The 25,200-nt window shown below is 64.0% G+C and carries 22 protein-coding genes; 8 read left to right on the top strand and 14 right to left on the bottom strand.

Translation table 11 applies throughout. The annotated features are described in order from the left end of the window. Positions 1 to 55 precede the first annotated feature (55 nt). The 3 genes from AAGT95_RS19855 (at position 56) to AAGT95_RS19845 (ending at position 1,709) form a co-directional block, all read left to right on the top strand. Positions 56 to 721, top strand: a complete 666-nt coding sequence (locus AAGT95_RS19855) for an alpha/beta hydrolase (RefSeq protein WP_342594892.1) — start codon at positions 56 to 58, stop codon at positions 719 to 721. 12 nt (positions 722 to 733) lie between these two features. Next, on the top strand, positions 734 to 1,363 hold the full coding sequence (locus AAGT95_RS19850) for a DUF938 domain-containing protein (protein WP_342594891.1): 630 nt from the start codon (positions 734 to 736) through the stop codon (positions 1,361 to 1,363). 103 nt (positions 1,364 to 1,466) lie between these two features. Beyond that, a complete protein-coding gene (locus tag AAGT95_RS19845) occupies positions 1,467 to 1,709 on the top strand; it encodes a hypothetical protein (RefSeq protein WP_110598385.1) in 243 nt (80 codons plus the stop codon). 81 nt (positions 1,710 to 1,790) lie between these two features. Here the strand turns inward: AAGT95_RS19845 and AAGT95_RS19840 are convergent, their stop codons facing one another. Further along, positions 1,791 to 3,206 (bottom strand): PhoH family protein, encoded by a 1,416-nt coding sequence (locus AAGT95_RS19840; protein ID WP_342594890.1) that lies wholly within the window; start codon positions 3,204 to 3,206, stop codon positions 1,791 to 1,793. Between the two features lie 324 nt (positions 3,207 to 3,530). Beyond that, the gene (locus AAGT95_RS19835; RefSeq protein WP_342594889.1) at positions 3,531 to 5,204 is read right to left on the bottom strand and encodes a peptidoglycan DD-metalloendopeptidase family protein; all 1,674 of its coding nucleotides are present in this window, start codon (positions 5,202 to 5,204) and stop codon (positions 3,531 to 3,533) included. 456 nt (positions 5,205 to 5,660) lie between these two features. Between AAGT95_RS19835 and AAGT95_RS19830 the strand changes: the two genes are divergently transcribed. Together AAGT95_RS19830 and AAGT95_RS19825 are read left to right on the top strand one after the other, a co-directional pair. Then, the gene (locus AAGT95_RS19830) at positions 5,661 to 6,587 is read left to right on the top strand and encodes a LysR family transcriptional regulator (protein WP_342594888.1); all 927 of its coding nucleotides are present in this window, start codon (positions 5,661 to 5,663) and stop codon (positions 6,585 to 6,587) included. A gap of 98 nt (positions 6,588 to 6,685) precedes the next feature. After that, positions 6,686 to 7,690, top strand: a complete 1,005-nt coding sequence (locus tag AAGT95_RS19825) for a glutathione S-transferase family protein (RefSeq protein WP_342594887.1) — start codon at positions 6,686 to 6,688, stop codon at positions 7,688 to 7,690. A 49-nt stretch (positions 7,691 to 7,739) separates the two neighbouring features. On the opposite strand, the gene AAGT95_RS19820 is transcribed toward AAGT95_RS19825, so the two are convergent. Then, the gene (locus tag AAGT95_RS19820; RefSeq protein WP_342594886.1) at positions 7,740 to 8,207 is read right to left on the bottom strand and encodes a YaiI/YqxD family protein; all 468 of its coding nucleotides are present in this window, start codon (positions 8,205 to 8,207) and stop codon (positions 7,740 to 7,742) included. 473 nt (positions 8,208 to 8,680) lie between these two features. On the opposite strand from AAGT95_RS19820, the gene AAGT95_RS19815 reads away from it, so the two are divergent. Next, positions 8,681 to 10,405 (top strand): DEAD/DEAH box helicase, encoded by a 1,725-nt coding sequence (locus tag AAGT95_RS19815; protein ID WP_110598379.1) that lies wholly within the window; start codon positions 8,681 to 8,683, stop codon positions 10,403 to 10,405. Positions 10,406 to 10,663: 258 nt separating this feature from the next. Further along, positions 10,664 to 11,644, top strand: coding sequence for a GntR family transcriptional regulator (locus AAGT95_RS19810; RefSeq protein ID WP_342594885.1), 981 nt, complete (start codon positions 10,664 to 10,666; stop codon positions 11,642 to 11,644). 36 nt (positions 11,645 to 11,680) lie between these two features. Here AAGT95_RS19810 and AAGT95_RS19805 read toward each other — a convergent pair whose 3' ends face one another. The 6 genes from AAGT95_RS19805 to AAGT95_RS19780 all read right to left on the bottom strand — a co-directional run bounded on the left by AAGT95_RS19805 (position 11,681) and on the right by AAGT95_RS19780 (position 18,458). Further along, on the bottom strand, positions 11,681 to 12,604 hold the full coding sequence (locus AAGT95_RS19805) for an NAD(P)-dependent oxidoreductase (protein WP_342594884.1): 924 nt from the start codon (positions 12,602 to 12,604) through the stop codon (positions 11,681 to 11,683). Positions 12,605 to 12,644: 40 nt separating this feature from the next. Continuing rightward, a complete protein-coding gene (locus AAGT95_RS19800) occupies positions 12,645 to 14,072 on the bottom strand; it encodes an FAD-binding oxidoreductase (protein ID WP_342594883.1) in 1,428 nt (475 codons plus the stop codon). Positions 14,073 to 14,128: 56 nt separating this feature from the next. Then, the gene (locus AAGT95_RS19795) at positions 14,129 to 15,385 is read right to left on the bottom strand and encodes a TRAP transporter large permease (RefSeq protein ID WP_110598376.1); all 1,257 of its coding nucleotides are present in this window, start codon (positions 15,383 to 15,385) and stop codon (positions 14,129 to 14,131) included. Beyond that, the gene (locus AAGT95_RS19790; protein WP_342594882.1) at positions 15,382 to 15,870 is read right to left on the bottom strand and encodes a TRAP transporter small permease; all 489 of its coding nucleotides are present in this window, start codon (positions 15,868 to 15,870) and stop codon (positions 15,382 to 15,384) included. The genes AAGT95_RS19795 and AAGT95_RS19790 overlap by 4 nt, the downstream gene beginning before the upstream one ends. Positions 15,871 to 15,932: 62 nt before the next feature. Then, positions 15,933 to 17,027, bottom strand: coding sequence for a TRAP transporter substrate-binding protein (locus AAGT95_RS19785; protein ID WP_342594881.1), 1,095 nt, complete (start codon positions 17,025 to 17,027; stop codon positions 15,933 to 15,935). A gap of 129 nt (positions 17,028 to 17,156) precedes the next feature. Beyond that, positions 17,157 to 18,458 (bottom strand): L-fuconate dehydratase, encoded by a 1,302-nt coding sequence (locus tag AAGT95_RS19780; protein ID WP_342594880.1) that lies wholly within the window; start codon positions 18,456 to 18,458, stop codon positions 17,157 to 17,159. A 269-nt stretch (positions 18,459 to 18,727) separates the two neighbouring features. Between AAGT95_RS19780 and AAGT95_RS19775 the strand changes: the two genes are divergently transcribed. Beyond that, a complete protein-coding gene (locus tag AAGT95_RS19775) occupies positions 18,728 to 19,657 on the top strand; it encodes a LysR substrate-binding domain-containing protein (protein WP_198655730.1) in 930 nt (309 codons plus the stop codon). Positions 19,658 to 19,722: 65 nt separating this feature from the next. Here the strand turns inward: AAGT95_RS19775 and AAGT95_RS19770 are convergent, their stop codons facing one another. The 5 genes from AAGT95_RS19770 to AAGT95_RS19750 are packed head-to-tail and all read right to left on the bottom strand — an operon-like array spanning position 19,723 to position 25,029. Beyond that, positions 19,723 to 20,922, bottom strand: a complete 1,200-nt coding sequence (locus AAGT95_RS19770; protein WP_342594879.1) for a fumarylacetoacetate hydrolase family protein — start codon at positions 20,920 to 20,922, stop codon at positions 19,723 to 19,725. Positions 20,923 to 20,965: 43 nt separating this feature from the next. After that, complete coding sequence (locus AAGT95_RS19765; protein ID WP_342594878.1) at positions 20,966 to 22,021, bottom strand: Ldh family oxidoreductase; 1,056 nt, start codon at positions 22,019 to 22,021, stop codon at positions 20,966 to 20,968. Then, complete coding sequence (locus tag AAGT95_RS19760; protein WP_110708435.1) at positions 22,018 to 23,535, bottom strand: tripartite tricarboxylate transporter permease; 1,518 nt, start codon at positions 23,533 to 23,535, stop codon at positions 22,018 to 22,020. Before AAGT95_RS19760 ends, AAGT95_RS19765 begins: the two co-directional genes overlap by 4 nt. Before the next feature lie 14 nt (positions 23,536 to 23,549). Then, positions 23,550 to 24,023, bottom strand: coding sequence for a tripartite tricarboxylate transporter TctB family protein (locus AAGT95_RS19755; protein ID WP_110598368.1), 474 nt, complete (start codon positions 24,021 to 24,023; stop codon positions 23,550 to 23,552). Positions 24,024 to 24,051: 28 nt separating this feature from the next. After that, positions 24,052 to 25,029 carry a tripartite tricarboxylate transporter substrate binding protein gene (locus AAGT95_RS19750; RefSeq protein WP_342594877.1) on the bottom strand — a complete coding sequence of 326 codons (978 nt, stop codon included), beginning with the start codon at positions 25,027 to 25,029 and terminating at the stop codon, positions 24,052 to 24,054. Positions 25,030 to 25,200: the final 171 nt, after the last annotated feature.

Raw genomic sequence — 25,200 nt, 5'->3', positions numbered from 1 at the left:
GTGGTCAGAATTTCGAACCCTAACCGGGCCAACCAGGCGACGAGGACGATCCAACATGGCAGCTGCGCGCGAGTTGATCATTGAACCATCGAACGGAAAAAAGGCCGATGCCTGTGTCATTCTGCTTCACGGGTTGGGGGCCGATGGTCATGACTTCGAGCCGCTGGTGCCGGCGCTGGCGTTGCCGGAGTCGCTGGCCGTGCGTTTCGTGCTGCCCCATGCCCCGCAACTGCCGGTGACGGTCAACGGGGGAATGACGATGTCGGCATGGTACGACATTCTCGAGATGAATCTCGGCCGCCGGGTCGATGTGGAGCAACTGCGGGCTTCCGCCGAGCGGGTCCACGGACTGGTCGAGGACCAGGTCGCCGACGGGATCGACAGTCGGCGAATCGTGATCGCCGGCTTCTCGCAGGGGGGCGCGGTGGCCTACGAGGCGGCGCTTTCCTGCGCCCGACCGCTGGCCGGGTTACTGGCGCTGTCGACCTACTTCGCCACCGCCGACAGCATCGATCTGGCAGACGACAACCGCCACCTGCCCATCGAAGTGCACCACGGCTCGGCCGATCCGGTCGTCCCCGAATCCCTGGGGCGCGAGGGCGCCGAGAAGGTCGAGTCGCTAGGTTACCCGGTCAACTACCGCACCTACGAAATGGGGCACAGCCTATGCCCCGAGCAGGCGCGCGACATCACCGACTGGCTGGTCGCCACATTTCGATGACGGGGGGGCGTCATGAACAGCATGGATAGCCTGGACCAGAGGGAAAACGACCGGCGTCTCTCCAGCCCCGCCGCCCGGCGTAATCGCGAGCCGATTCTCGCGGTCCTGCGCTCGGCACTGCCGAGCGCGGGGCGGGTGCTGGAGATCGCCAGCGGCAGTGGCGAGCACGCGGTCTATTTTGCCCGTCACCTGGCGCCGCTGTGCTGGCAGCCGACGGATTCCAGCGAGACCGCGCTGGCCTCGATCGCTGCCTGGCGGGAGAGCGAGGCACTGGATAACCTGGCGGCGCCGGTTCGCCTGGACGTCACCGGACACTGGCCGGTGTTGCCGGATCTTGCGGCCATGGTCTGTATCAACCTGCTGCATATCTCGCCCTGGGCGGCCAGCGAGGCGCTGTTCGCCGCAGCCGGGCGCCAGCTTCCCGCGGGCGGCGCGCTGATCGTCTATGGCCCTTTTCGGCGCCATGGCGAGCATACTGCGCCCAGCAATGCGGCGTTCGATGACGAGCTGCGGGCGCGTGACCCACGCTGGGGGATTCGTGATCTCGACACGGTCGAGCGGTTGGCCGGGGACAGCGGCCTGAAGCGCGACGCCGTTCACGAATTGCCGGCGAACAACCTCTGTGTCGTCTGGCGGCGCTGACGCCCACGGCGATCCGGGGCCGAAAGCGGGAGATGTCGCCGCAATACGCCGTAACTCGACTACACTGGATGCAGACCTTCAACGGCCGACAAGGAGTGATGCCGTGTCAGACTTCTCCGAAGAGTTTCGTATGCCCAAGGGTTGCCCCAATTGCGGCAACCACATGATGAAGGTCTCCCAGGCCAAATCCGCGGATGACCTGGTCTACTGCACCTCCTGCAACACGGAAGTCTGTGCCTGGGAGGAGGCCGAGCGCATCATGGCGGAGACGCCGCGCAGCGAGTCCGAGCAGCTGATCGAGGACGTGATGAACAACAAGAAGCCGTCCACTGACGACGATCGATAGCAGTTCGTCCGTGTCCAGACGACGACACCCCGACCATGGCCGGGGTGTTTTGCGTTGGGGGGGACGAGAGGCGAAGGAGCGCTACAGCAGCTCCTCTGCCGCCAGGGCGAGTCGGGAGCGCTCGACGCTTCTCAGCGTGATATGGCCGGCATGGGGCCAGTCGCGGAAGCGTTCCACGACCGCTGCCATGCCGCAGGTGTTGGCGGTGAGGTAGGGCGTGTCGATCTGGCCCACGTTGCCCAGACAGACGATCTTGGTATTGCGTCCAGCGCGCGTCACCAATGACTTGAGCTGCTTGGGCGTGAAGTTCTGGGCCTCGTCGATGATCAGGAAGGTATCGTTGAGCGTTCGCCCGCGCATGAAGGTAGGCGAGCGGATCTGCACGCGGGAGCCGATCAACTGGCGGGTCGCGCCATCGTTCCAGCTCGAGGAGCCCTCGCGCTCATCGCGCAGCAGGTTATCCATGTTGTCGTGGAAGGCGCCCATCCATGGCGACATCTTCTCTTCCTCGGTGCCCGGCAGGAAGCCGATGTCTTCTCCCATCGGGATCGGCGCCCGGGTAAAGACGATGCGTTCGAACTGCTTGCCATCCAGCGTCTGCTGCAGGGCGGCGGCCAGGGTCATGAAGGTCTTGCCGGTGCCGGCACTGCCCGCCAGGGTGAGAAAGTCGATGGTCGGATCCATCAGCAGGTTGAGGGCGAAGTTCTGGCGGCTGTCGTGGGCATGTACGCCCCAGACGCCGCCATGATGGCGATAGTTGGTCAACAGTTGCAGCGTGGCCTTGCGTGGGCCATGGGTGCGGACGATGGCCTCGAATTCGGCGCCGTTGTCGCTGTCCGATACCAGCATGCCCACGTGCCAGTCCTCGGGAATGCTGCCTTCCAGATGGTAGAGGGTGTGGCCATCGGTGCGTTCGACCATGACCTCGACGTCCAGCGACTCCCACAGGCTGCGTCCGTCGCGGCCGGCATCGGCGTAGACCTTGGCCCCCTCGATCATGGCGTCGAGGTCATCGAACGCCTTGTCGTTGAGGTAGTCCTCGACCGGCACGTTCAGCGCGGTCGCCTTGACACGCAGGTTGATGTCCTTGGTCACCAGCGTGACGGAGGCATCGGGTCTTTCGTCGCGTAGCCGGCAGGTCTCGGCCAGGATGCGGTTGTCGGGGGAGTTTTCCAGCGTCTCCAGCGGCGCCAGATCCTGATAGCACAGGAAGCGCAGGCGGCCGGCGGGACCACCGGTGACGCGCGGGATGGGAATGCCTTGCTGAATTTCTTCCGGTGTGACGTGGGCGGTGAGGTCGGAGAGGGTGCGGCTGATCTGTCTTGCCGTGCGCGCGATCTCGCGCATGCCGTTCTTGTGTTTGTCCAGTTCCTCGAGGACCGTCATGGGGATGACGACATCGTGCTCCTCGAAATGGTAAAGGGCTGCTGGGTCGTGGATCAGGACATTGGTGTCCAGTACGTAGAGCCTGTTCGCTTTCTTGTCGATTCGCACCATCGGCAAAAGCACTCCTGTGAGTTCAAGGCTACTCGACCCTGACAGAGTGCGGTGACAGAACGGTGTCGCCCTGATTCACTCCGCCAGTGCCACTCTCGGTTGGCTGTAAAGACTGTGTCGGCTTTACCTCTCTGACGGATGAAGTCACCACCAGAATGGCCTGATGTGGTCAAAAGTGCCACCCCCAATTTGAGGCATCGGGTGCAAAAAGCGGCTGTGGCTTTCATCGAGGTGGTGCCGGCCATCTCGGTCCGGCGATCGTTGCGGAATGGCGGCAACAAAAAAGCCCCGCCTTGGCGGGGCTTTGGACGGCAATGACGTCGACTAGATGTTGTCGTCGCCGTCGTCGTTCTTCTTGACGGAGACCTGGGCGATCGCCGGTTCGTTGTCGCCGCTCTGATCCAGCTTCGCCAGCAGGTTTTCCGATTCGCGCTTGAAGGCGGCCAGGGCATCGCCTCGGAGGCTCTGTGACTCCGGCAGTTTCACGCGCATGGCGTCGACCTGATGGTTGTTGACCAGTACTTCGTAGTGAAGATGAGGGCCGGTGACACGGCCGGTGCTGCCTGAAAGGGCAATCTTTTCACCCATCTTGACGTGTTCGCCGGGCTTGACCAGCGCCTTGCTGAGGTGCAGATAACGGGTCACGTAGCCGTTGTCATGGCGGATCACGATATAGCGCCCCGCGATCGGGTGATTGACCACCCGCTCGACGATGCCATCCGCCGGGGCGTCGATGGGCGTACCCGTGCGCATGGCGAAGTCGGTGCCTTTGTGCGGGCTGATGCGCCCCGTGACCGGGTGATGACGGCGCAGGTTGAACGGTGAGCTGATGCGGTAGTGACCCTGGAAGGGGTAACGGTCGAACGCGGGGTCGAGACTGTTGCCGTCAGGAGTGTAGAAGTGGTCGTCAGCGCCGTTGCGGACCACCGTCAGATTCATGCGCTGGCCTTCGTACTCGGCGGCCAGCACCTTGGAGTCCATGGAGTGGCCGTCGATCATGTCGGACTCGACCAGTACCCGAAACTGGTCGCCCGCACGGGCGTCGCGACGAAAGTCGAGTTTCTTCGAAAGCACGTTGATCAGTTCCGACACCTCGGCGCTGGATAGCCCCGTCGACTGAGCCGAGAGTGCGAAAGAGCCGTTGACCGTGCCGCTGAACATCCGCTGGGCGGCTTCGCCGGTCTTCTCGATCGGCGAGTAGGCGAAGTCGGCCGCCTCGTCGTCACGCTGGATCAGATAGCCCTCGCGGGGATCCTTCATGACCCGTAGCGCCAGTAATTGGCCATGTTCGTCGAGCTTGTAGTCGAAACTGTGCCCGACCCGCCAGCGGGTGAGGACCTTCTTGTCCGGCACCGTGTTGAGGATCTGCATGACGTCGCTGTACGCCAGGCCCAGCGTCCGCTCGGCGGTGAGCGCGAAGGAGTCGCCGTTCTGGATGGTGTAGCTCTGCCATTCCGGGGTATAGGTCTCGCGGGCGGCGATTTCGTCGCCCAATTCCGTGTTGCCGGAGGGATCGAGAGAGTTATCGAAGGACCAGTCCTCGTAAGAGGTGCCTCCAATGCTGTCATCGTCTTCGTCGGTCGCCGAGTAGGCGTCACCCACGGGCAGTTGCACCGCCAGTTTCTTGACGCTGGGTTCGACCGTCGGTTTGATGATCGGAGAGATCGCCTGGGCTGGCTGCTGGGGCGCGTCGTCGGCCTGTGCTTCGGGTACCAGATCGAGGCGCATTACCTCCAACGGCTTGAGTTGCGCCAGCGGAATCTCTTTCGACAGATCTCCGAGAGAGAAGGCATCGGAGCCCGCCTCTTTTGGCGCCGCCGAGTTGACGATCGACTGGGAAATCGTGGTCGTCGTCGCCAGGGGGAGCTGCTTTTGTGCGTCCTCGGTGTCACCGAAAACGCCGATAATCTTTTGCGTGCCCAGCACGGTGACCATGGTGGCGACCGGCAACAATAATACTTTGTGCGTGCGGGGCAGCGAATGGAATATTCGCAACATGAAGATGAAGGCCCGGGTAAAAAAGGATGACAAATTTAAATAAAGGCCGGGGAAAGATACCCCAAGGTAGTATTAATTGCCTAGTCTGTATTTAAATACAGTACGCCGGCTCCCGTCACGCGGAGGATGTGGGCGACGAGGACGTAGGTCGCCAGACGTCATGTCAAGACGTCGGGCGTAAGCTTGTGTAAGGTGATGGTGCATGTTGTTGCACTGAGATGGTGCCGTTAAAAGTCTTGTTTTATTGGAAAATATTTTATCGTAAAACTTTTGTACGGCTTTTATTGGCCGATAAGATTGCGTCAGCGGCGTCAGTTTTCGCGATGGATTGGCGCGCAAAACGTCGGAGCCTAGACGGCGATTTCTCACGCGAATGGCAAATGTGGAAATGTAGAGAGCTCAGCTGTAGAGACCATTCCTCTGACACGGGATGTGTGGGCCAACGGGGGAGGAGTCATGCCGAAAGTGACGTTGCTACAGTGGCAGATGCTGGCGGCGGTAGCCGATCACGGTGGATTTGCCAAGGCGGCCGATGTCGTTCATCGAAGCCCCTCGACGCTCAATCACGCGATTCACAAGATCGAGGAGCAGTTGGGTGTGGTGCTGTTCGAGCCAAAGGGTCGCCAGGTCGTTCTCACCGAAGCCGGCCGGCTACTACTGAGACGGGCGCGACAATTGATCGAGAATGCTGCCTCGCTGGAAGACGTCGCCGAGCGTCTCGCAGGCGGGCTGGAGGCGGAAATTTCCCTGGCCGTGGATCAGATATTCCCGGCGGATCCCCTTGCGGAGGCGTTGACCCGATTCTCGGAGGCTTTTCCCCACGTTCGCGTCCAACTGCACGAAACCGTTCTCAACGGCGCTGTAGAGATGTTGTACGAGGGGCGGGCGGATCTCGCCATCTCGGCAATCGACGCTCAGGGTTTCCTGGGGCAGCCGGTCGTCGACGTGGCTTTCATCGCAGTCGCCCATCCGGAGCATCCGCTGCACCGATTGCAGCGCGAGCTGGATCTGCGGGATCTGGAGCGATATCGGCAACTGGTGACGCGGGACTCCGCCGTCCGCCATCGACTGGATGCCGGTTGGTTGAAGGCCGAGCAGCGATGGACGCTGAGCCATCTGTCCACCACCATCGACATGCTGGAGCGCGGGCTGGGGTTTGCCTGGGTGCCCGAGCCACGCATCCATAGGGCGTTGCAGCAGGGCCGGCTGAAGGCGCTGCCGCTGCGGGCGGGCGGCGTGAGGCGGGTATCGCTCCAGATGATCTACCGGGATATCGATGGCGCCGGTCCGGCCACGCGCGCCCTGGCCGACGAGCTGATGGCGAGCGTGGCGGCCACCTGTCCCCGCGAGTCGTTGCCTTCGGTACCCCATTCATCGATGTAGACGAATGACTGGGCCGAGTTATTGCGCTGGATCTTCAACGGCCGGGATCTATGCTGCTCTTGGCACGTCGTGGGACACCGAATCAACAGGAGAGCGTCATGGGATTGCTGGTCGACGGAAAATGGCAGGATCGCTGGTACGACACCGAAAGCCATGGCGGGGAGTTCGTTCGCGAGTCCGCCAAGCTGCGCGATTGGATCACGCCGACCGGCGCACCCGGCCCGGATGGCCAGCGGGGGCTGGCGGCGGAGGCCGGGCGTTACCACCTCTACGTGTCGCTGGCGTGTCCGTGGGCACATCGCGCCCTGATCATGCGCAAGCTCAAGGGATTGGAGGCGCTGGTCGGTGTCTCCCACACCAGTCCTCTGATGCTGGATCAGGGTTGGTCCTATCGAGTCGATGAAGGGTCCAGTGGCGATAGCGTCAATCATGTCGATTACCATCATCAGCTCTATACCCTGACCGACTCGAACTACACGGGGCGGGTGACGGTTCCGGCGTTGTGGGATCGGCAAGAGCGGCGGATCGTCAACAACGAGTCCGCGGAGATCGTGCGGATGCTGAATACGGCGTTCGACGGCCTGACCGGCAATCGCCTGGATTTCTATCCCGACGATCTGCGCGATGTCATCGATGCCGTCAATGCCGATGTCTACGACCACGTCAACAACGGTGTCTACAAGGCTGGCTTTGCCACCGAGCAGGGCGTCTACGAAAAGCACTTCGCGGCGTTGTTCGACTGCCTCGATCGATTGGAGTCGCGTCTCGCCGGGCAGCGCTACCTGGCGGGCGAGTGGCTGACGGAAGCCGACATCCGGCTATTCACCACGCTGGTTCGCTTCGATGCGGTCTATCATGGCCACTTCAAGTGCAACCGGCAGCGCATCGCGGACTTTCCGAATCTGTCGAACTACCTGCGTGAGCTCTACCAGTGGCCGGGCATTCGTGACACGGTCGACTTCGACCATATCAAGCGCCACTACTATTACAGCCATCCGACGATCAACCCGACCCGCATCGTGCCCGTGGGACCTTCACTGGCGCTGGATGCGCCGCATGATCGCGACCGGCTGACGGGGCGCGGAGTCCGCGGCGGCGAATGAAGGGGGCGCTGCCGGGTCCGGGTTCGCCCCGTTGAAGGTGGCGAACCCGCTAGACTCGAGCGTGGCGTTGCAGCCAGCGGTCCAGCGCGTTGGCGAACGTCCGGCGATCGCCATCGGTATAGGCGTTGGGCCCCTGGGTGTGTTCCCCGCTGGCGCGCAGCGTCTCCATGAAGTCGCGCATCTGTACGCGCGACTTGATGTTGTCGAGCGTCAGGTCCTCGCCGCGAGTGGTCATGACCATCGCCCCCCGCTCGATGACCTCCTGTGCCAGAGGAAGGTCGCTGGTAACGACGAGGTCGCCCTTGGTGACGGCATCGACGATCTCGTTGTCCGCGGCATCGAAGCCATGCGCCACGGTGCGCGACTTGACCCAAGGCGAAGGCGGCAACGGCAACGCATGATTGGCCACCATCCAGGTTCGGGTCTGGGTGCGTTCGGCGGCGCGAATGATGATGTCACGGGCAACGCGCGGGCAGGCGTCGGCGTCGATCCAGAGAGTGGGCTTGGGTGTCGGCATGGCGATGACGCTCGGCTGGATGGGGAAGAAGTGGCGCGCAGTCTACGGTTTTTGCCGCCAGGCTTCACCCGAGGCCACGTCTATCCATCGGGGTTTTCGGTAGGATTTTTACGTTCCGGTGGTGAAACGTCTACGCCGATGGTATAGTAGCGCCTCCTCGCATGTGTTGACCCCACCATCCTGCCGATATGTCTGTAATCGACGCCATCGACCCGTGAGTCGATGCCCAGCACCGGACGTATCTCGTACATGACGCACGGCCACGCCGTTTTTCGCGTCCGGATGCAACGATGGAGCGCCTCAATCGGTTGATGTATTACGCAACCGGGCGCATCAAGGTCGCCACATACGCTATCGCTTTCGAATCCGCTGGCGAGAAGCGCAATGCCTGGTGCGACCGGCATTCAGTGGTGATCACGCCACCAATGCCATGACATTTTCGCCGGTGCCCACCGGCCACTCCAAGGTGTGAAATGACCTCGACTGTTACTGCTTCGCCTAGCTTTGGCGATCTGGCTCTGTTGCCGGAAGTACTGACCGCCCTCGAAACGTTGGGCTATGAAATCCCGTCGCCGATCCAGTCGCAGACTATCCCTGCGCTGCTGGAAGGTCGCGACATGCTGGGCCAGGCGCAGACCGGCACCGGCAAGACCGCGGCGTTCGCGCTGCCTTTACTGAGCCGTCTCGATCTCGGCCGGCGTGAACCGCAAGTCCTGGTGCTGGCGCCGACCCGCGAGCTGGCGCAGCAAGTTGCCGTATCCTTCTCCAAGTACGGCCAGAATCTGAAAGGCCTGGAAATCGCGACGCTTTGCGGTGGCCAGGATTACCGCGAGCAGCTGTCGGCGTTGAAGCGTGGCGCCCAGGTCGTCGTGGGGACACCGGGGCGGATCATCGATCACCTCGACCGTGGCAGCCTCAAGTTGGACGGCCTGTCGGCGCTGGTGCTCGACGAAGCCGACGAGATGCTGCGCATGGGCTTCATCGACGACGTCAAGCGCGTGGTCGCCGATACGCCCAAGAACGCCCAGCGCGTCTTCTTCTCGGCCACGCTGCCGAGCGAGATCGAGCGTATCGTCAACCGCTACCTGGTCGATCCGGTCAAGGTCGCGATCGAATCCAAGGTCAGCACCGGCGAGAACATCGAACAGCGCGTGGTGCGGGTCGAAGGCCCCAGCAAGCTGGAAGCTCTGGCGCGTATCTTCGAAGTCGAGACGGTCGATGCCGCCATCGTGTTCGTGCGCACCCGTGCCGCCTGTACCACGCTGGTGGAGCAGCTGACTGCCCGCGGCGTCAACGCTGCCGGTCTCTCCGGCGATCTCGACCAGAGCCTGCGTGAGCGTACCGTGACGCGTCTCAAGCGGGGCAAGGTCGATGTGCTGGTGGCCACCGACGTGGCGGCGCGTGGTCTGGACGTTCCGCGGATCACTCATGTGATCAACTACGATCTGCCGCAGGATTCCGAGGCCTACATTCACCGTATCGGCCGTACCGGCCGTGCAGGCCGCAACGGTGTCGCCATCACCTTCGCCGGCGGTCGCGAGACCCGCAAGGTGCGCTGGGTCGAGCAGGCGACCGGTCAGGCCATGACCGAGATGCCGCTGCCCGACGAGGCCGCCATCCGCGCTCATCGCGACACGCAGTTCAGTGCGCGTCTGCGCGAGATGCTCGAGGCCGGTAGCGATCATCAGCGTGCGCTGATCGAGAAGCTGGTCGAAGAGGGTCACGATCCGATCGATCTGGCGGCGGCACTGGCAACGCTGGCGCGTGCCGGCGAAGCGCCGATCGGCCGCATCACCAGTTCACCTTCGCGCCGTGACAGCGGTCGCGACGGTGGCCGCGATGGCGGTAGCCGTGGTGAGCGCGGTGCCCCGCGCCGTCGCGACAGCGCGCCGCGCGAAGGCATGACTCGCTACCGGGTCTCCGTCGGTCACAAGGATGGCGTCAAGCCGGGACAGCTGGTCGGCGCACTCGCCAACGAAGGGGGCATCGAGGGTGGTCGCATCGGCCGCATCGATATTCGCAACGCCTTCTCCGTGGTCGAGCTGCCGAGCGGACTGCCTTCCTCGATTCTGGCCAAGATGTCACGCGCCCGGGTCGGTGGACGTTCGCTGGAAATCTCGGAAGACCAGGGTGCGCCCGAGCGTGCACCGCGTCGCCGCACCGATGGCGAGGCACCGGTTCGCCGCTCGCGCGCCTGATCGGTAGACGCTGTACCGCCAGCCGAGCCCATTGCTCCGCTGGCGTCGAAACGCCGCCCACTTCGTGGGCGGCGTTTTCGTTGGTGCCGCCATCAAAACGCGGTCTCCCAGGGGGCCGAAAGCCGATGCTGTCCCCCAGATTCGAGGCAGGACCTAGGTCTGACAGTCGGTGACGGTCTTTGTATGCAATACTCGTTCTTGCTGAATCGTGGCACGTTCCCGATTCAGGTCCACCGAAAACGTGGCGGGATCAGTTCGATGACCAAGACGCTCAAGGATCAACTCTACGAGGCCCTGCTGCGCAGCATGGCCAGTGGCCATCTGGAGCCCGGCCTGGTGCTGCTCGAGGGCAACATCGCCGATATCTTCGGGATGAGCCGTTCGCCGGTGCGCCAGACCCTGGGGCGGCTGCACGACGAGGGCGCCATCAGCCGTTTCGACGGCCGCGGGTTCCTGGTGGGGCGGGCACCGGGGAGTATCGTGCGCCGCTCGCTGACGGCGGCCGATTTCCGGGCCGCAGGCGGCCGCGCCTCCGTCAAGCGGACGGACTCCTGGCGCGCGCTGGCGGAACGGGTCGAGCACGACGTCGTCCTCTGCTCGATGAAAGGCCGACTCGAGCTCAACGAGCTGCAACTGGCCAAGTCACTGGGTGTCAGCCGCGCCACGACCTACCGCATTCTGCTGCAGCTGCAGTCTCTCGGTGTCGTCGAGAAGGTCAAGTACAGTAGCTGGAACGTGGTGCCGCTGGACGACGATCGACTGCATCAACTCTACGATGCGCGGCGTCAGCTGGAGCCGTTCATGATCGCGCGGGCCTGCGAGCGAATCGCGGACAAGGCGATTCAGCGCTATCTGGATCGCCTGGATCAAGCCCAGGCCAGCTACCCTCGAATCGAGGCCAGCCAGCTCGATGCGCTGGAGAACGACCTGCATCACGAGGCGCTGGAGCAGGGCGGCAACGCCGAGATCCTGACCATGCTTCAGCGCACCCGGCCGATCCTGCTGATCAGCAAGCATCTGCTGGGAGGCGAGATCGAACTGCCGCCGGGCGACCCTTTCTTCGCTGCACATCGGCAGGTCTTCGAAGCGATGCAGCAGCGGCGCGCCGCGCAGGCCAGCGACGCACTTCACCGGCACATCAGGGACTCCGAGGCACTGGTCCAGGAACGCCTGGCCAACTTCCGGCATGCCGGCGAACTGAGGGAGCCTGGGTATCTGCGCTGGTTGAGCCAGCGCTGACCGGGCAGGTCGCCGGCTGCCCGACGTGTCGTGAGCTCAATCGACCGGCATCCCGTTTCGTCGGCGCAACTCCCGGATCAGCGCGCTGTGATCCAGCTCGCCATCGCCGTTCGCCAGCATGTCGCCGAACAGCGCATCGGCCTGACGGCTCATGGGAAGGTCGAGCGACAGGCGAGCCATCTGCGCCATCGCCGTCTGGGTGTCCTTGTGTTGCCACTTCGCGGCACCGCCGGGCAGGAAACTCTCCTCCAGCATGCGCTGGCCGTGAACCTCGAGAATGGTCGAGTCGGCGAAACCGCCCATCAACGCCTGACGCACCTGCGCGGGATCGGCCCCGCCACGCTCCACCAGCAGCAGCGCCTCGGCCACGGTGGCGATGGTGTTGGCCACGATCATCTGGTTGGCGAGCTTGGCGAGCTGGCCGCTCCCGGCGGGCCCGACATGGGTGGGGCGACCAAGGGTTGCCAGCAGCGGGCGATGGCATTCGAAAACGGATGCCTCGCCACCGACCATGATCGCCAGCGTGCCCTCGATGGCGCCGCGCTCCCCGCCGGAGACCGGTGCGTCGAGGTAGTCGACACCGTGGAGGCCGGCGGCGTCCGCCTGCCCCTTGGCGGTCTCCACCGGGATCGAGCTCATCACGATCAGGCAACTGCCGGGCCGCATCGCGGCGATGATGCCGGTTTCGCCCAACAGGATCTCGTCGCAGACGGGGCCCGCGCTCAGCATCACGATGACCACATCGGCATCGTGGACGGCCGCCTCGGGGGATGGAGCCGCGACCACGCCGGCGGCCTGCAGCGGTGCCAGCTTGTCGGGCGTGCGGTTCCAGGCCCGGACGCGATGACCGACATCCGCCAGGCGGGCCGCCATGGGGGCCCCCATGATGCCGGTTCCGAGAAAGCCGACGGTCTGGACATCCTCTAGGTGACGATCTTTCTCGACAGGGGAATCTTGCATGAGTCGCTTCCTGAAAGAAGTGTGCGCGGGCGGGGCCGATTCATTCGACGGGGCGGGGCAGAATCCGGCCAGGGGAGATCAGGTAACGGGGGTCCAGAAGCCGCTTCAGGCCGCGCATGATGTCGTATTCCGGCTCGGACAGCGTCTCCAGGAAGGCGGTCTGCTTGAAGCGGCCGATGCCATGCTCGGCGCTGATGCTGCCATCGAAGTCGGCGACGATCTCGAACAGGCGCTCCTCCAGCTCATGCAGCAGCGACGAGCGCTCGTCGGGGCCGAGCTCCGGGGGCGGCAGGATGTTGAAGTGCAGATTGCCGTCGCCGATATGGCCGTAGGCGATGATCGTCGCTTGCGGGCACAATGTCCCGATCTCCTCGGTGGCGCGCTCGTGAAAGGTGTTCAACGAGGAGATCGGCAGCGAGACGTCGGTGCGCAGGTGCTCGCCACGATTGCGCTGGCCTTCCAGCATGGCTTCGCGAATGCGCCAGAGATTGCCGGCCTGCGCCTCGCTGGTGGCCAGCACTCCATCGGTCAGCCGGCCGGTCTCGAGCCCGCGCTCGAACAGGCTCTCGATCATGCTGTCCAGGTCCGCCGGTCCACTGGCGCTGGCTTCCATCAAGACGTAATAGGGCGCCGGTGCGTCCAGCGGGTCGCGCAGGTCGGGGGCGGCCTCCATGGCGAGTTCGAGGCAGGTGCGCGGCACCAGCTCGAAGGCGGTCAGCAGGTCGCAGCAACTGCGTCGCGCCAGCGCGTAGAGTTCGAGCACGGCAGCCACGCTGGGGCAGGCCAGCAGCGCGCTGCGACTGACCTGGGGGCGGGGAAACAGCTTGAGGACCGCCCCGGTCACGATGCCGAGCGTGCCCTCCGCACCGATGAACAGCTGCTTGAGATCGTAGCCCGTGTTGTCCTTGTGCAGCGCTTTCATGCCGTTGTAGATCCGACCATCCGGCAGCACCACCTCCAGCCCCAGGACCAGCTGTCGCATCATGCCGTAACGCAGCACGTTGAGGCCGCCGGCGTTGGTCGAGACGTTGCCGCCGATCTGGCAGCTGCCCTGGGCACCCAGCGAGAGCGGAAAATCGCAATCCACCGCCTCGGCGGCATCCTTGACCGACTGCAGCACGCAGCCGCCATCCACGCTCATGGTGAAATTGATCGGATCGACGTCGCGGACCGCCGTCATCCGCTCGAGACTGACGACCAGTTCCGGCCGCTCGCCATCGGGCAGGGCGCCGCCCACCAGGCCGCTGTGCCCCCCCTGGGGCACCAGCGGGATGTCGTGTCGATGACAGTAGCGCACCACGTCGGCCACCTGGCGCGTCGTCGCCGGCCGCGCCACTGCCAGGGGGGCGCCACCACGGTAGCCCGGCCAGTCGACGCAATAGCGCGCCATGTCATCGATGTCGGTCAGCAACCCCCCCTGGCCCAGCATCACGGCCAGCTCGTCGATCAGCGTGGCTTGAATGGTCATGCATCACCTCTCGAAACGTTATCGAAGCCACTCATCGTCGTCGAAACCGGCTGGCATCAGCGATACCAGAGGACGACCTGAGGAAAGAGCAGGAACAGCACCAGCAGGCCGATCAAGGTGAAGTAGAAGGGGAGCAGGCTCTTGACCAGGCTCTCCATGCCGACCTTGCCGACGCCGCAGCCGACGTAGAGCACCGTACCCACGGGAGGCGTGATCAGGCCGATCCCCAGGATGAACGACATCAGCACCCCGAAATAGACCGGGTCGATGCCCAGCTTGACCACCACCGGCGTCATCAGCGGCGCCAGGATCACCATCGCCGGCGTCAGATCCATGAAGAAGCCGACGATCAGCAGGAAACCCGACAGGATCAGCAGCAGCAGGAGCTTGTTCTCGGTGATCGCGGACAGGCTGACCACCAGTTGCTGCGGGATCATGTTGGCGGTGAGCAGCCAGGCGAGAACGCTGGCGAAGGCCAGCAGCAGCATCACCACGCCGGTCAGTTTGCCGGTGGCGATACAGAGCTCGAAGAAACGTTTCAGCGTCAGGCTACGGTAGATGAAGAAAGAGACCGCGAAGGCGTAGACCAGCGCGATCGCCGCGCTCTCCGTCGGGGTGAAGACGCCGGACAGGATCCCGCCGACGATGATCACCGGCAGCAGCAGCGCCAGCAGCGCTTCCTTCAACGCGGCGAACAGCTCGGGCACCGAGAAGGGCTGGCCGCGGCCGTTCTTGCGCGACTGGACGTAGGTGGTGACCGCCAGCCCCAGCGTGATCAGGATGCCCGGTACGATACCCGCCATGAACAGCTGCGAGATCGATGTGTTGGTGACCACGCCGAACAGGATCATCGGGATCGAGGGCGGGATGATGATGCCGACGACCGAGGCGGCCACCACGATCGCCGTCGCCAGCGGTGCGCTGTAGCGATGCTGCTTCATCGGCTCGATCATCATGCTGCCGACGGCGGAAGCGTCGGCCACGGCCGAGCCGCTGATGCCGCCGAAGAACATCGATGTCAGCACCGCGACCTGGCCCAGGCCGCCGGCCACGAACCCGACCAGGGCGCTGGCCAGTCGCACCAGGCGGGTGGCGATGCCGCCGGCGCTCATGACTTCCCCGACCAGGATGAACAGCGGGATGGCCAGCAGCGGAAAGGAGTCCAGGCCGTTGACCGCCTGGGCCACGATCGGCGAGAGCGCGTAGCCGGACTCGAAGAAGATGAACAGGCTGATGGCCGCGAGACCGAACGAGATCGGCATGCCGATGACGATACAGATGGCCAGCCCTATCAGAATGCTCCACAGGATCATGATGTCTTGCTCCGGAACAGGGAGAACAGGGCGATGGTGTTGGCGATGATCGTCAGGATCGCCATCACCGGCATGGCGCTGTACAGGAACGTCTGGGGTATGCCCAGCATCGGCGTGGCGCTGGTATAGCCCGAGATGACGTCATTGAAGCCCAGCAGGATGCAGATACAGACGATGTAGACGATGGCGATGCTCAGCAGCACGGCGGCCTTGCGCAGTCCGGCGGGCGCCTTGTCGCGGAAGAAGGTGACCGCCACGTGCTCGTTGCCGAGACTGCCAACGCCGGCGCCGAGCAGCACCAGCCAGATGAACAGCACCCGGGAGAGTTCCTCGGCCCAGGTGTAGGAATAGTTGAGAACGAAGCGGCCAAAGACGTTGGCCGTGACGCAGAACACCACGCCCAGCACCAGTAGCCCGGCAGCGATTTCCAGCGTTTGGCGTAGCCAGCCCAGGAGACCCCGGGCGGAAGGCGAGTGGGCACTCATCATGACCTCCGTGATCACGCACTCGCCGCAGGCGCGAGTCGGCGCCTGCGGCGAACCGGTACTTACTGAGCCTGGGACTCAGCGCGAATACGGTCGATCAAGTCGCCGCCGATCTTGTCACGCCAGTCGTCGTAGACTGGTGCCAGATCTTCCTGGAAGGTCGCGATCTGCTCGGGCGTCAGTTCGGTGATCTGCATGCCCTGTTCCTTCAACTCCTGCTTGATCTGGTCATTGAGCGTTCGGCTGACCTGGCGCTCGTAGTCGCCCATCTGCTTGGCCGCCTCGCGCAGCAGCTGCTGATAGCTCTCCGGCAGCCGGTTCCAGAAGCGCTCGGACACCAGGGTGATGAACGGCGTGTAGACGTGGTTGGTCTCGGTCGCGTACTGCTGCACTTCATTGAACTTGGAGGATTCGATGGTGATCCACGGGTTCTCCTGGCCGTCGACGACACCCTGCTCAAGCGCGGTGAACAGTTCGGCGAAGGACATCGGGGTCGGGTTGGCGCCGAGCGTGCGCCAGATATCCAGATGGATCGGGTTCTGCATGGTCCTGACCTTCAAGCCATCCAGGTCCGAGGGGGAAGTCACCGCCAGCTTGCTGTTGGTCAACTGGCGATAGCCGTTCTCGGCCCAGCCGATCGCCACCAGTCCCTTCGTCGAGGCGTCCTTCAGCATCTGCTGACCGATATCCCCGTCCAGTACCTTGTCGGCGATTTCCGGGGTCGGGAACAGGAACGGCAGGTCGAAGACGGCAAACTGCGGGAACATGCTGACCATGGGGGAGGTCGATGGCGCCGTCATCTCCAGCGTGCCGGCCTGCAGCGCGCTGACCGACTGCAGGTCGTCGCCCAGCTGCGCGCTATGGAACGTCTGCACCTGGATATGACCGTCGCTGCGCTGCTCGACGATCTTCTTGAAATACTCCAGGCCGCGATACTGCGCGCTGGACTGGGTCAGGCCGATGTTGAACTTGAGGTTGTAGTCGTTGCCGTCGCCCTCGACGACATCACCGGTGACTTCCGGGATTGGCGGCATCTCGGTCGCCGCCACGGCAGAAAGGCTGGTCAGACCGAGGACCGTCGCCACCATCAGCGTCGTCAACCGGGAACGGGTCCGTCTATGGCGTGTCGTGTGGGGGAAGGATGTGATTGTTGTCATCTTCGGCTCCATAACGTTGTTGGTGCTTATCGCGTGAGTGGCATGAATCGCGTGAGTGACTTGCGGCATGGCGACGCCCGCGTTGGCGACGTCCGAATGCTCTGGGTGGCGGGCGTCCGGCGCACGAGGCTACTGCTGCCAGGCGCTGCCGCCGGGAAACCGGTGGGCATCGAGCGAGCTGGCTTTCATGGTGACGCTGTAGCCGGCGGCATCGGGTAGCTGATAGTGCCCGCGATCGATCCTGACCGGGTCGATGAAATGGTCGTGCAGATGGTCGACGTACTCGAGCAGGCGACCCTCGAGCGAACCGGAAACGGCGATGTAGTCGAACATGGAGATGTGCTGGGTGTATTCGCACAGGCCCACGCCACCGCCGTGGGGGCAGACCGGGATGTCATACTTCGCGGCCATCAGCAGCACCACGAGCACCTCGTTGAGTCCACCCAGGCGGGCGGCATCCAGCTGGCAGAAATCGATGGCGTCTGCCTGGAAGAGCTGCTTGAACATCACCCGGTTGTGGCAGTGCTCGCCGGTAGCGACACCGATCGGCGACAGCCGATGACGAATCTCGGCGTGACCGAGCACGTCGTCCGGACTGGTCGGCTCCTCGATCCAGTGTGGCCGGAACTCGGCCAGCCGACGCATGTTGGCGATCGCCTCGTCGACGTCCCACATCTGATTGGCGTCCATCATCAACAGCCGCTCCTCGCCGATCTCCTCGCGCAGGATGCGGGCCCGCCGTCGATCCTCCTCGATGTCGCCGCCGACCTTCTGCTTGAAGTGCTCCCAGCCATCGCTGATCGCCTGGCGGCACAGCGACCGCATCTTCTCCTCGGAGTAGCCCAGCCAGCCGGCCGAGGTGGTGTAGCCGGGGTAGCCGTGCTCGCGCAGGTGGGCCTCGCGTTGGGCCTTGGTCGGCGCCTGGCGGCGCAGCAGGCCGATCGCTTCTTCCGGCGTCAGCGCATCGGTCACGAAGCGGAAATCGAGACAGCGGACCAGCTCCTCTGGCGTCATGTCGGCCAGCAGCTTCCACACCGGCTTGCCTTCCCGCTTGGCCCACAGATCCCAGATCGCGTTGATCATCGCCGAGCAGGCCAGATGAATGACGCCCTTTTCCGGCCCCAGCCAGCGCAACTGGCTGTCCCCGCTGGTGAGTTCCCGCCAGTAAGCGCCCATGTCGGCGGTGATGTCCGACAGCGAACGCCCCTCCAGGCGCGTTGCCAGCGATTCGACGGCGGTCACGCAGATCTCGTTGCCGCGGCCGATGGTGAAGGTCAGGCCGTGGCCGGTAATGCCGTCATCGGCATCGGTGTGCAGAATGACATAGGTGGCTGAATAGTCCGGCGCGGCGTTCATCGCATCCGATCCGTCCAGCTCGCGGGAGGTCGGAAAGCGAATGTCCTGAACTTCGACGCGTTGAATCGTGGGCATGCCGAGAAGATTCCTTGCCTGGAGAGTATGGGATGGAGAGTGGGTACCCTCGACGACTTTCAATACCGGAAAGTCACCCTGTTTTTTGTCTTCTATTTTTCAAAAATAAAAAACGTCATTTGGGAATATCCGTCGAAAGTACGAGCCATCTTTCGTGGGTCATTCGGTAGCCTAATCGGCGCTCGAGATCGGTGGCTAATCGTTTTTTTTGCAACCCCGATAACCGAGGGTTATTGTTTTTGACCAAAGGATTATACGGGGTGGTATTGATGTCCAACGATAGTCGTATTCACGTCAAGGGCTGGTTGCGAATCAAGCATCTCGTACTGCTCGTCACGCTAGACGAAAGTCGCAATCTTCACGCCACGTCTCGCCATATGAACATGAGTCAGCCTGCGGCCAGCAAGATGCTGAAGGACATCGAGACCTTCTTCGGCATGACGCTTTTCTATCGTCAGCCTCGCCACATGGAGATCACCGACGCCGGGCGGTTGCTGGTGCGCTACGCCCGCAGCATCCTCAACGACACCGACCGCCTGATCGACGATCTGGTATCGCTGCGGGAGGGGGGGTACGGCAAGCTCGTCATCGGCTCGGTGCCGGGCGCGGCACCGCTGTTGCTGCCCAAGGCGATCACCTCGATCAAGGCGCGACGCCCACAGCTGGCGGTGAGCCTGTTCGAGAACTCCAGCGACCGGCTGCTGGCGGACCTGGAGTACAAGCGCCTGGACGTGGTGCTCGGGCGAGTCACGGAGCACGCCCAGCATCATCTGTTCGACTTCATGCCCCTGCAGGCGGAGCCCGTCTCGATCGTGGTCAGGGCGGAGCACCCGCTGTGCCAACGTCTCCCCGGGCTCGGCGAGATCGTGCGCTGGCCCTGGGTCCTGCATCCCATGAGCAGCCCGATGCGGGGCCTGTTCGAAGTCGCTCTGGCCGAAGCCGGCGTGTCGTCGCCCCGCAACGTGGTGGAAACCACGTCGACACAGACGACGCTGCAACTGGTGAGCTCATCGGACGCCATTGCGCTGCTGCCGACGTCGGTGCTCAAGACCGCGATCTCGGCGGGTAAATTCACCGCGCTACCGCTGGTGATCGGCGAGCCGCTGGGCTATTACGGCGTCCTGACCCGCAAGGGGGAAGAGATATCGGACGTGGTCGGCGAGTTCATCGATATCCTGTTGATGCGCGACGACGCCTGAGCGCCGCCGGCTCGGCGGCGGCACTCGCTGCGTTCTCGCGATGGGCGGTGTGTTCGTGATCGATGTCAGCGCTGGCCGAGGTGGGCCAGTAGCGCGCGAATACCGAAGGTCCAGGGGGGAAGCCGATCGCTGCGATCGACGACATTGGTCAGCGCGCCCAGCCTGGACGTCGAGATCGTCACCCGGTCGCCCACGTGGTGGGTGAAGCCCTGGCCCTCGCCATCCCGATCCTGGATCGGCGAGAACATGGTGCCGAGGAACAGCATGAAGCCGTCGGGATACTGATGGTGCGCACCGTAGGTCTGCGCGACCAGGTCGAGCGGATCGCGGCTGATCTCGCGCATGTCGCTCTCGCCCTCCAGCACGAAGTCGTCGTCCGCCCCCTCGATGCGCAGCGAGACCCGGGCGTTGCGGACATCGTCGATGCCGAAGTGCTCATCGAAGAGGCGAATGAAGGGGCCGATCGAGCAGGAGGCGTTGTTGTCCTTCGCCTTGCCCAGCAGCAGGGCACTGCGGCCCTCGATGTCGCGCAGGTTGACGTCATTGCCCAGGGTCGCGCCGCGGACCTGGCCCTCGGCGTCCACCGCCAGCACGATCTCCGGCTCCGGATTGTTCCATTGGGACGCGGGGTGCAGGCCGACCCGCGCACCATGGCCGACGGCCGACAGCGGCTGCGCCTTGGAGAACACCTCGGCGTCGGGGCCGATCCCCACTTCCATGTACTGCGACCAGCCGCCACGTGCCTGCAATTCGGTCTTGAGTGCCATCGCTTCCGCCGAGCCGGGCTCGATCCGCGACAGGTCGCCACCGATCAGCGCCTGGATCTCCTCGCGCAGTTCGGCGGCACGTTTGAGGTCGCCACCGGCCTGCTCCTCGATGACCCGTTCCAGCAGGCTGACGGCGAACGTCACGCCGCAGGCCTTGATCGCCTGCACGTCGCAGGGGGCCAGCAGGTAGGGGGACTTCGGCGTATCGGCCACGCTGTTGGCCAGGATCTCGTCGAGCGTGCCGATGCTATCGCCCGGCGCTTCGCGCACGAGCCAGGTCGCGTCTTCGCGCTCCAGCAGGTCGGCCATGGTGGCCACGTGGCGGGAGAGATCGACCAGCGTATCGCCGCGCAGCGCCACCGGCGCCGGCCCGGACCGGCCGCCGGCGCTCTTCAGCCAGACGCGACCCACCAGCAGAGCGCGATCGGCATCGTCGGGCAGGCAGTACCCGGCCTGGCGCTGCGGGGAAACGGAGTCGGAATCGTTGAATGGGGCCATGTCGCGGTGAGCTCCTGTCGAGTCGAGAGAAAGTGGGGTGGCATCAGCCGAACGCGGTACTGCCCGATAGCGACGAGTCTGCCACGGCCTCGCGCATCGCCTCCACCACGTCCGATGGCAGTGGAATGCCGTTGTCCAGATAGTCCCGGCGACGGGCGAGGCCGGACTGACCCGGCAGGCGGACCGGTCGATCGGGATCGCGTGGCCGGCTGCCGAGGCAGCGTCTGGCGAGATGGTCGGTCTCGTCGAGGAAGGGTTCCACGCCACCGAAACGGGCCGGATCGATCACCATGACCATCACCGACGCGCCCCAGCCTTCCGGGGCGTCCTTGCGGCCATAGCCGGAAAGGGCCGAGGTCAAGGCTTCGACCATCAGCCCCAGCGCGAATCCCTTGTGACCGAAGGCGAGTTCGCCCAGGGGCAGAATGCTTCCCTCCGGGGAGGCGAAATAGTCCTCGGGGTCGTCGCTGATCTCGCCGTGACCAGTGAGAATCGCCGGGTGGTCGAGCCTGTCGCCGGCGGCACGGGTCTTGGCCACGGTGCCGTTGGTGATGGTCGACATGCTGACGTCGATCAGAAGCGGCTGCTCGCGTCCCGGGATACCGATGGCCAACGGGTTCGGCGTGTAGACCCGATCCAGGCCGCCGAACGGTGCGACCGAGGCGACCGCCGGGTCCGAGGTCAATATCAGCGGAACCAGATTGGCCTCGACCAGCGGCTGGAGGTACGCCGCCAGGCATGCGATGTGATGGGAGCGCTTGAGACTGACCATGCCGATCCCGAAGGTGGCGGCGGCGTCGCGGCAGTGATCCAGCGCCCGTTGCACCAGGTACGGTCCCAGCAGGTAGTGGCCGTCGAACAGCGCCGCGACCGGGCTGTTCTCCTGGATCTCGAGCCGGCTGTGGTCGCCGCTGGCATGTCCCGCCTTGAGGTCCTTGAGATAACCGTTGGCCAGCTTCACGCCATGGGTATGGTGACCGAGCAGGTCGCCCTCGACCAGAATCCTTGCGGTGGTTTCCGCCACTTCCGGCGAGGCGCCGTTCTCGGTGAAGAGCGTGGCCAGGGTGGTGCGCAGGTCGGCTGCATCGTAGCGTGTCATGAGGACCTCGGCTTGTGACTGGATTGTGGCGAGCTGCGCAGCCGGCGGACCAGCCGGATCAACGAGGGCAGCAGCCAGATCAGGATGACCAGCGCGCCGAGGGCGGCGCTGATCGGCCGTTCGAAGAAGGCCAGCAGATCGCCGTTGGATTTCAGCATCGAACTCATGAAGCTGTTCTCCAGCGTGCCGCCGAGCACCAGGCCCAGGATCGCCGGTGCCATGGGGAAGTCATTGCGGGCCAGCACGAAGGCCACCATCCCGATGATCAGCATGATCCAGATATCGGTGATCGAATTGTTGATGGCGAAGGCGCCGACGATGCAGAAGCTGAGAATCACCGGCATCAGCAGCTTGCGTGGAGTCAGGATGAACACCTTGGAGGCGCGGATGGCGAGGTAGCCGATCGGCAGCATGATCAGGTTGGCGACGAAGAACACCGTGAACAGCGCATAGACCTGGCCGCCGCCGTTCATGAAGATCGTCGGCCCCGGATTCATGCCCTTCATGTAGAGCACGCCGATGACGATGGCGGTGATGGTGTCGCCGGGGATGCCGAACACCAGCGCCGGTACCCAGGCACCGCTGATGCCGGAGTTGTTGGCGGAGCTGGCGTCGACGATGCCTTCGATATGGCCGGTGCCATATTTCTCCTTCTCCTTGGAGCGGCTCTTGCCCAGCGCGTAGGCGATCCACGCCGCGATATCCGCACCCGCGCCGGGCAGCGCGCCGATCAGCGTGCCCAGCGAACTGCCGCGAAGGACGTTGCGCCAGTAGGTCTTGACGTGCTTTGGCGCGCCGGCGAACACGCTGTCCTTGGCCATCACCGGGACGCTGCGCGCCTCGGCCCGCGAGCCGTAGAACATCATGATCTCGTTGAGCGCGAACATGCCGATCATCACCGGGATGAAATTGATGCCGGCCATCAGGTCGGGGACGCCGAAGGTGAAGCGCGGCGCGCCACTCATCATGTCCAGACCGACCGTGGAGAGCAGCAGGCCGACGGTCAACGACAGGAACGCTTTGACCCGGGAACCGATGGCGATGAAGATCGAGCTGCTCAGGCCCAGTAGGGCGAGCCAGAAGTATTCGAACGAGCTGAAATTGAGCGCCATTTCGGCCAGCGAGGGGGAGACGAACACCAGTACCAAGGTGCCGAACAGCCCGCCGATGACGGAGCAGACCAGGTTGGTACCCAGCGTTTCCCGGGCGCGGCCCTTCTGGGCGAGACGATAGGACTCGCCGACATAAGCGGCGGAAGCCGGGGTGCCGGGAATGTTGAGATAGGTGCCGGGTATGTCACCGGCGAAGATCGCCATGGCCGAGGTGGCCACGATGGCGGCAATGGCCGGGGTGGCATCCATGTAGAACGTGATCGGCACCAGCAGCGCTACCGCCATGGTGGCGGTCAGGCCGGGAATGGCGCCCACGAAGAGTCCGAAGACGGCCGCCGCGACGATGACCAGCATCGTCTGGACGTTGAACACCATTGCCAGGCCTTGCAGAAAGGAGTCCATGGGCAATCACCAGGCTAGGGTAGGATTTGAGACAGCAGGGTGCCTTCCGGCAGCGGAATCAGCAGATAGCGTGAGAACAGCAGGTAGATCGCCGTCGCGACGACCAGCGACACGATCAGCGAGAGCCACGGTCTGGCGCCGCGCAGCAGCATCAGAATCAGCATGCTCACCGCCATGCACAAGGGCGCGCCCAGCCACTCGCTGGCGAGGATATAGAAGACGATCAGCGCACAGGGCAGCAGCGAGATCAGCAGGCCGCGGTAATCGTATCGTGGTGTCTGGGCACGGGGGCCGGCGAACGCGATCCTGAGTTGGCCCACCCGGGTCAGTGCCAGCACCAGTCCGCCGATCACCATGCCCCCGCCGATCAGCGAGGGAAACAGCGAGGGGCCGAACTGGAGTGTCGGCATGGTTGGGTAGGTCTGGGCGACGGCGATGACCACGCCGCCGCCGATCACGAATGCCAGCCCGAGCAGGAAGTCTCTCATGCAGTCATCTCCCGTTCGGGTCGCTGGATCACTTGGCCAGTCCCACCTGCTCGACGATCTTGCCGAAGCGTTCGTCCTGCTCGGCCATGAACTGGCCGAAATCGTCCGCCCCGCGCCACTCGGTGCCGAAGCCCTGCTTGGCCATGAAGTTCTGGTAGGTGTCACTGTTGTAGGCGGCCTCGATGGCCGTCTCCAGGGTCTTCACGACCTCCGGGTCCATCCCCTTGGGGCCGGCGATGCCGCGCCACTCACCGATGGTGTAATCGCTACCGATCGCCTCCTTCAGCGTGGGGACGTCGGGGAAGCTCGCGAGCCGCTCCGGCGCCATGATCGCCAGGCTTTTGGCCTTGCCGGCCTCGATCATCGAGCGGCCTTCGGGAACCGAGCTGGGCACGATGTCGATGCTACCCGCCGCCATCTCGGTCATCGCCGGCGCGGCGCCCTGGCTGGGAATCCAGGAGACACGGTCGGCTTCCATACCCTGGTCCAGCAGGAAGCCGGCGAAGGCCAGGTGCCACACGCCGCCCTGGCCGGTGCCGGACGCGGTGTAAGTTCGCGCGGGCTCGGCCCCGATCTTGTCGACCAGCGACTGGACCGAGTCGAAGGGGCCATCCGCGGCCACCTGTATGCCGGCGTAGTCGTAGTTGATCTGGGCAATGGGGGTGTAGTCCTTGTAGGTCAGCTGCGTCAGCCCCTGCCAGTGCATCATGTTGATCTCGCCGGTGATCAGGCCAAGCGTGTAGCCATCGGGCTTGGCCATGGCCATGGCAGTGTGTCCCACCACGCCGCTACCGCCGGTTCGGTTGACCACGTTGACGGTCTGCCCCAGCTCCTCCTCCAGCGCGGCGGCGATGGTCCGCGCAGTTGCATCGGTGCCGCCGCCAGCCGCCCAGGGGACGATCAGCGTGATCGGCTTTTCGGGATAGTCGGCCAGTGCCGGCAGCGGCAGCAGCAGGGACAATCCCAGTAATCCAGCGAGATGACGCTTGTTGATGGATGTCTTCATGGCGTGTCTCCTTGGGGAGGGGTGTTGTTGGCGTTTTGGTTTTTTTACCGCCACGTAATCGGTCTGTCGCTCACTGAAACTATGGTTTATGACCATTGAGTGCAATAAACGTATTGGCTAGACATTGGTATAATAGTCATCAATCGGCGCTGCAGAATGGACGCATGGACG

The sequence above is a fragment of the Salinicola lusitanus genome, assembly GCF_038648475.1.
In the GTDB taxonomy this organism is placed as follows: Bacteria; Pseudomonadota; Gammaproteobacteria; order Pseudomonadales; family Halomonadaceae; genus Salinicola; species Salinicola lusitanus.
The sequence above is the reverse complement of the archived record's forward strand: the minus strand, read 5'-3'. Positions and strand labels throughout refer to the sequence as shown.

Coding starts and splice junctions, on each gene's coding strand:
- AAGT95_RS19855 (WP_342594892.1), top strand. CDS start 56: ATGGCAGCTGCGCGCGAGTTGATCATTGAACCATCGAACGGAAAAAAG.
- AAGT95_RS19850 (WP_342594891.1), top strand. CDS start 734: ATGAACAGCATGGATAGCCTGGACCAGAGGGAAAACGACCGGCGTCTC.
- AAGT95_RS19840 (WP_342594890.1), bottom strand. CDS start 3,206: ATGGTGCGAATCGACAAGAAAGCGAACAGGCTCTACGTACTGGACACC.
- AAGT95_RS19835 (WP_342594889.1), bottom strand. CDS start 5,204: ATGTTGCGAATATTCCATTCGCTGCCCCGCACGCACAAAGTATTATTG.
- AAGT95_RS19830 (WP_342594888.1), top strand. CDS start 5,661: ATGCCGAAAGTGACGTTGCTACAGTGGCAGATGCTGGCGGCGGTAGCC.
- AAGT95_RS19825 (WP_342594887.1), top strand. CDS start 6,686: ATGGGATTGCTGGTCGACGGAAAATGGCAGGATCGCTGGTACGACACC.
- AAGT95_RS19820 (WP_342594886.1), bottom strand. CDS start 8,207: ATGCCGACACCCAAGCCCACTCTCTGGATCGACGCCGACGCCTGCCCG.
- AAGT95_RS19815 (WP_110598379.1), top strand. CDS start 8,681: ATGACCTCGACTGTTACTGCTTCGCCTAGCTTTGGCGATCTGGCTCTG.
- AAGT95_RS19810 (WP_342594885.1), top strand. CDS start 10,664: ATGACCAAGACGCTCAAGGATCAACTCTACGAGGCCCTGCTGCGCAGC.
- AAGT95_RS19805 (WP_342594884.1), bottom strand. CDS start 12,604: ATGCAAGATTCCCCTGTCGAGAAAGATCGTCACCTAGAGGATGTCCAG.
- AAGT95_RS19800 (WP_342594883.1), bottom strand. CDS start 14,072: ATGACCATTCAAGCCACGCTGATCGACGAGCTGGCCGTGATGCTGGGC.
- AAGT95_RS19795 (WP_110598376.1), bottom strand. CDS start 15,385: ATGATCCTGTGGAGCATTCTGATAGGGCTGGCCATCTGTATCGTCATC.
- AAGT95_RS19790 (WP_342594882.1), bottom strand. CDS start 15,870: ATGAGTGCCCACTCGCCTTCCGCCCGGGGTCTCCTGGGCTGGCTACGC.
- AAGT95_RS19785 (WP_342594881.1), bottom strand. CDS start 17,027: ATGACAACAATCACATCCTTCCCCCACACGACACGCCATAGACGGACC.
- AAGT95_RS19780 (WP_342594880.1), bottom strand. CDS start 18,458: ATGCCCACGATTCAACGCGTCGAAGTTCAGGACATTCGCTTTCCGACC.
- AAGT95_RS19775 (WP_198655730.1), top strand. CDS start 18,728: ATGTCCAACGATAGTCGTATTCACGTCAAGGGCTGGTTGCGAATCAAG.
- AAGT95_RS19770 (WP_342594879.1), bottom strand. CDS start 20,922: ATGGCCCCATTCAACGATTCCGACTCCGTTTCCCCGCAGCGCCAGGCC.
- AAGT95_RS19765 (WP_342594878.1), bottom strand. CDS start 22,021: ATGACACGCTACGATGCAGCCGACCTGCGCACCACCCTGGCCACGCTC.
- AAGT95_RS19760 (WP_110708435.1), bottom strand. CDS start 23,535: ATGGACTCCTTTCTGCAAGGCCTGGCAATGGTGTTCAACGTCCAGACG.
- AAGT95_RS19755 (WP_110598368.1), bottom strand. CDS start 24,023: ATGAGAGACTTCCTGCTCGGGCTGGCATTCGTGATCGGCGGCGGCGTG.
- AAGT95_RS19750 (WP_342594877.1), bottom strand. CDS start 25,029: ATGAAGACATCCATCAACAAGCGTCATCTCGCTGGATTACTGGGATTG.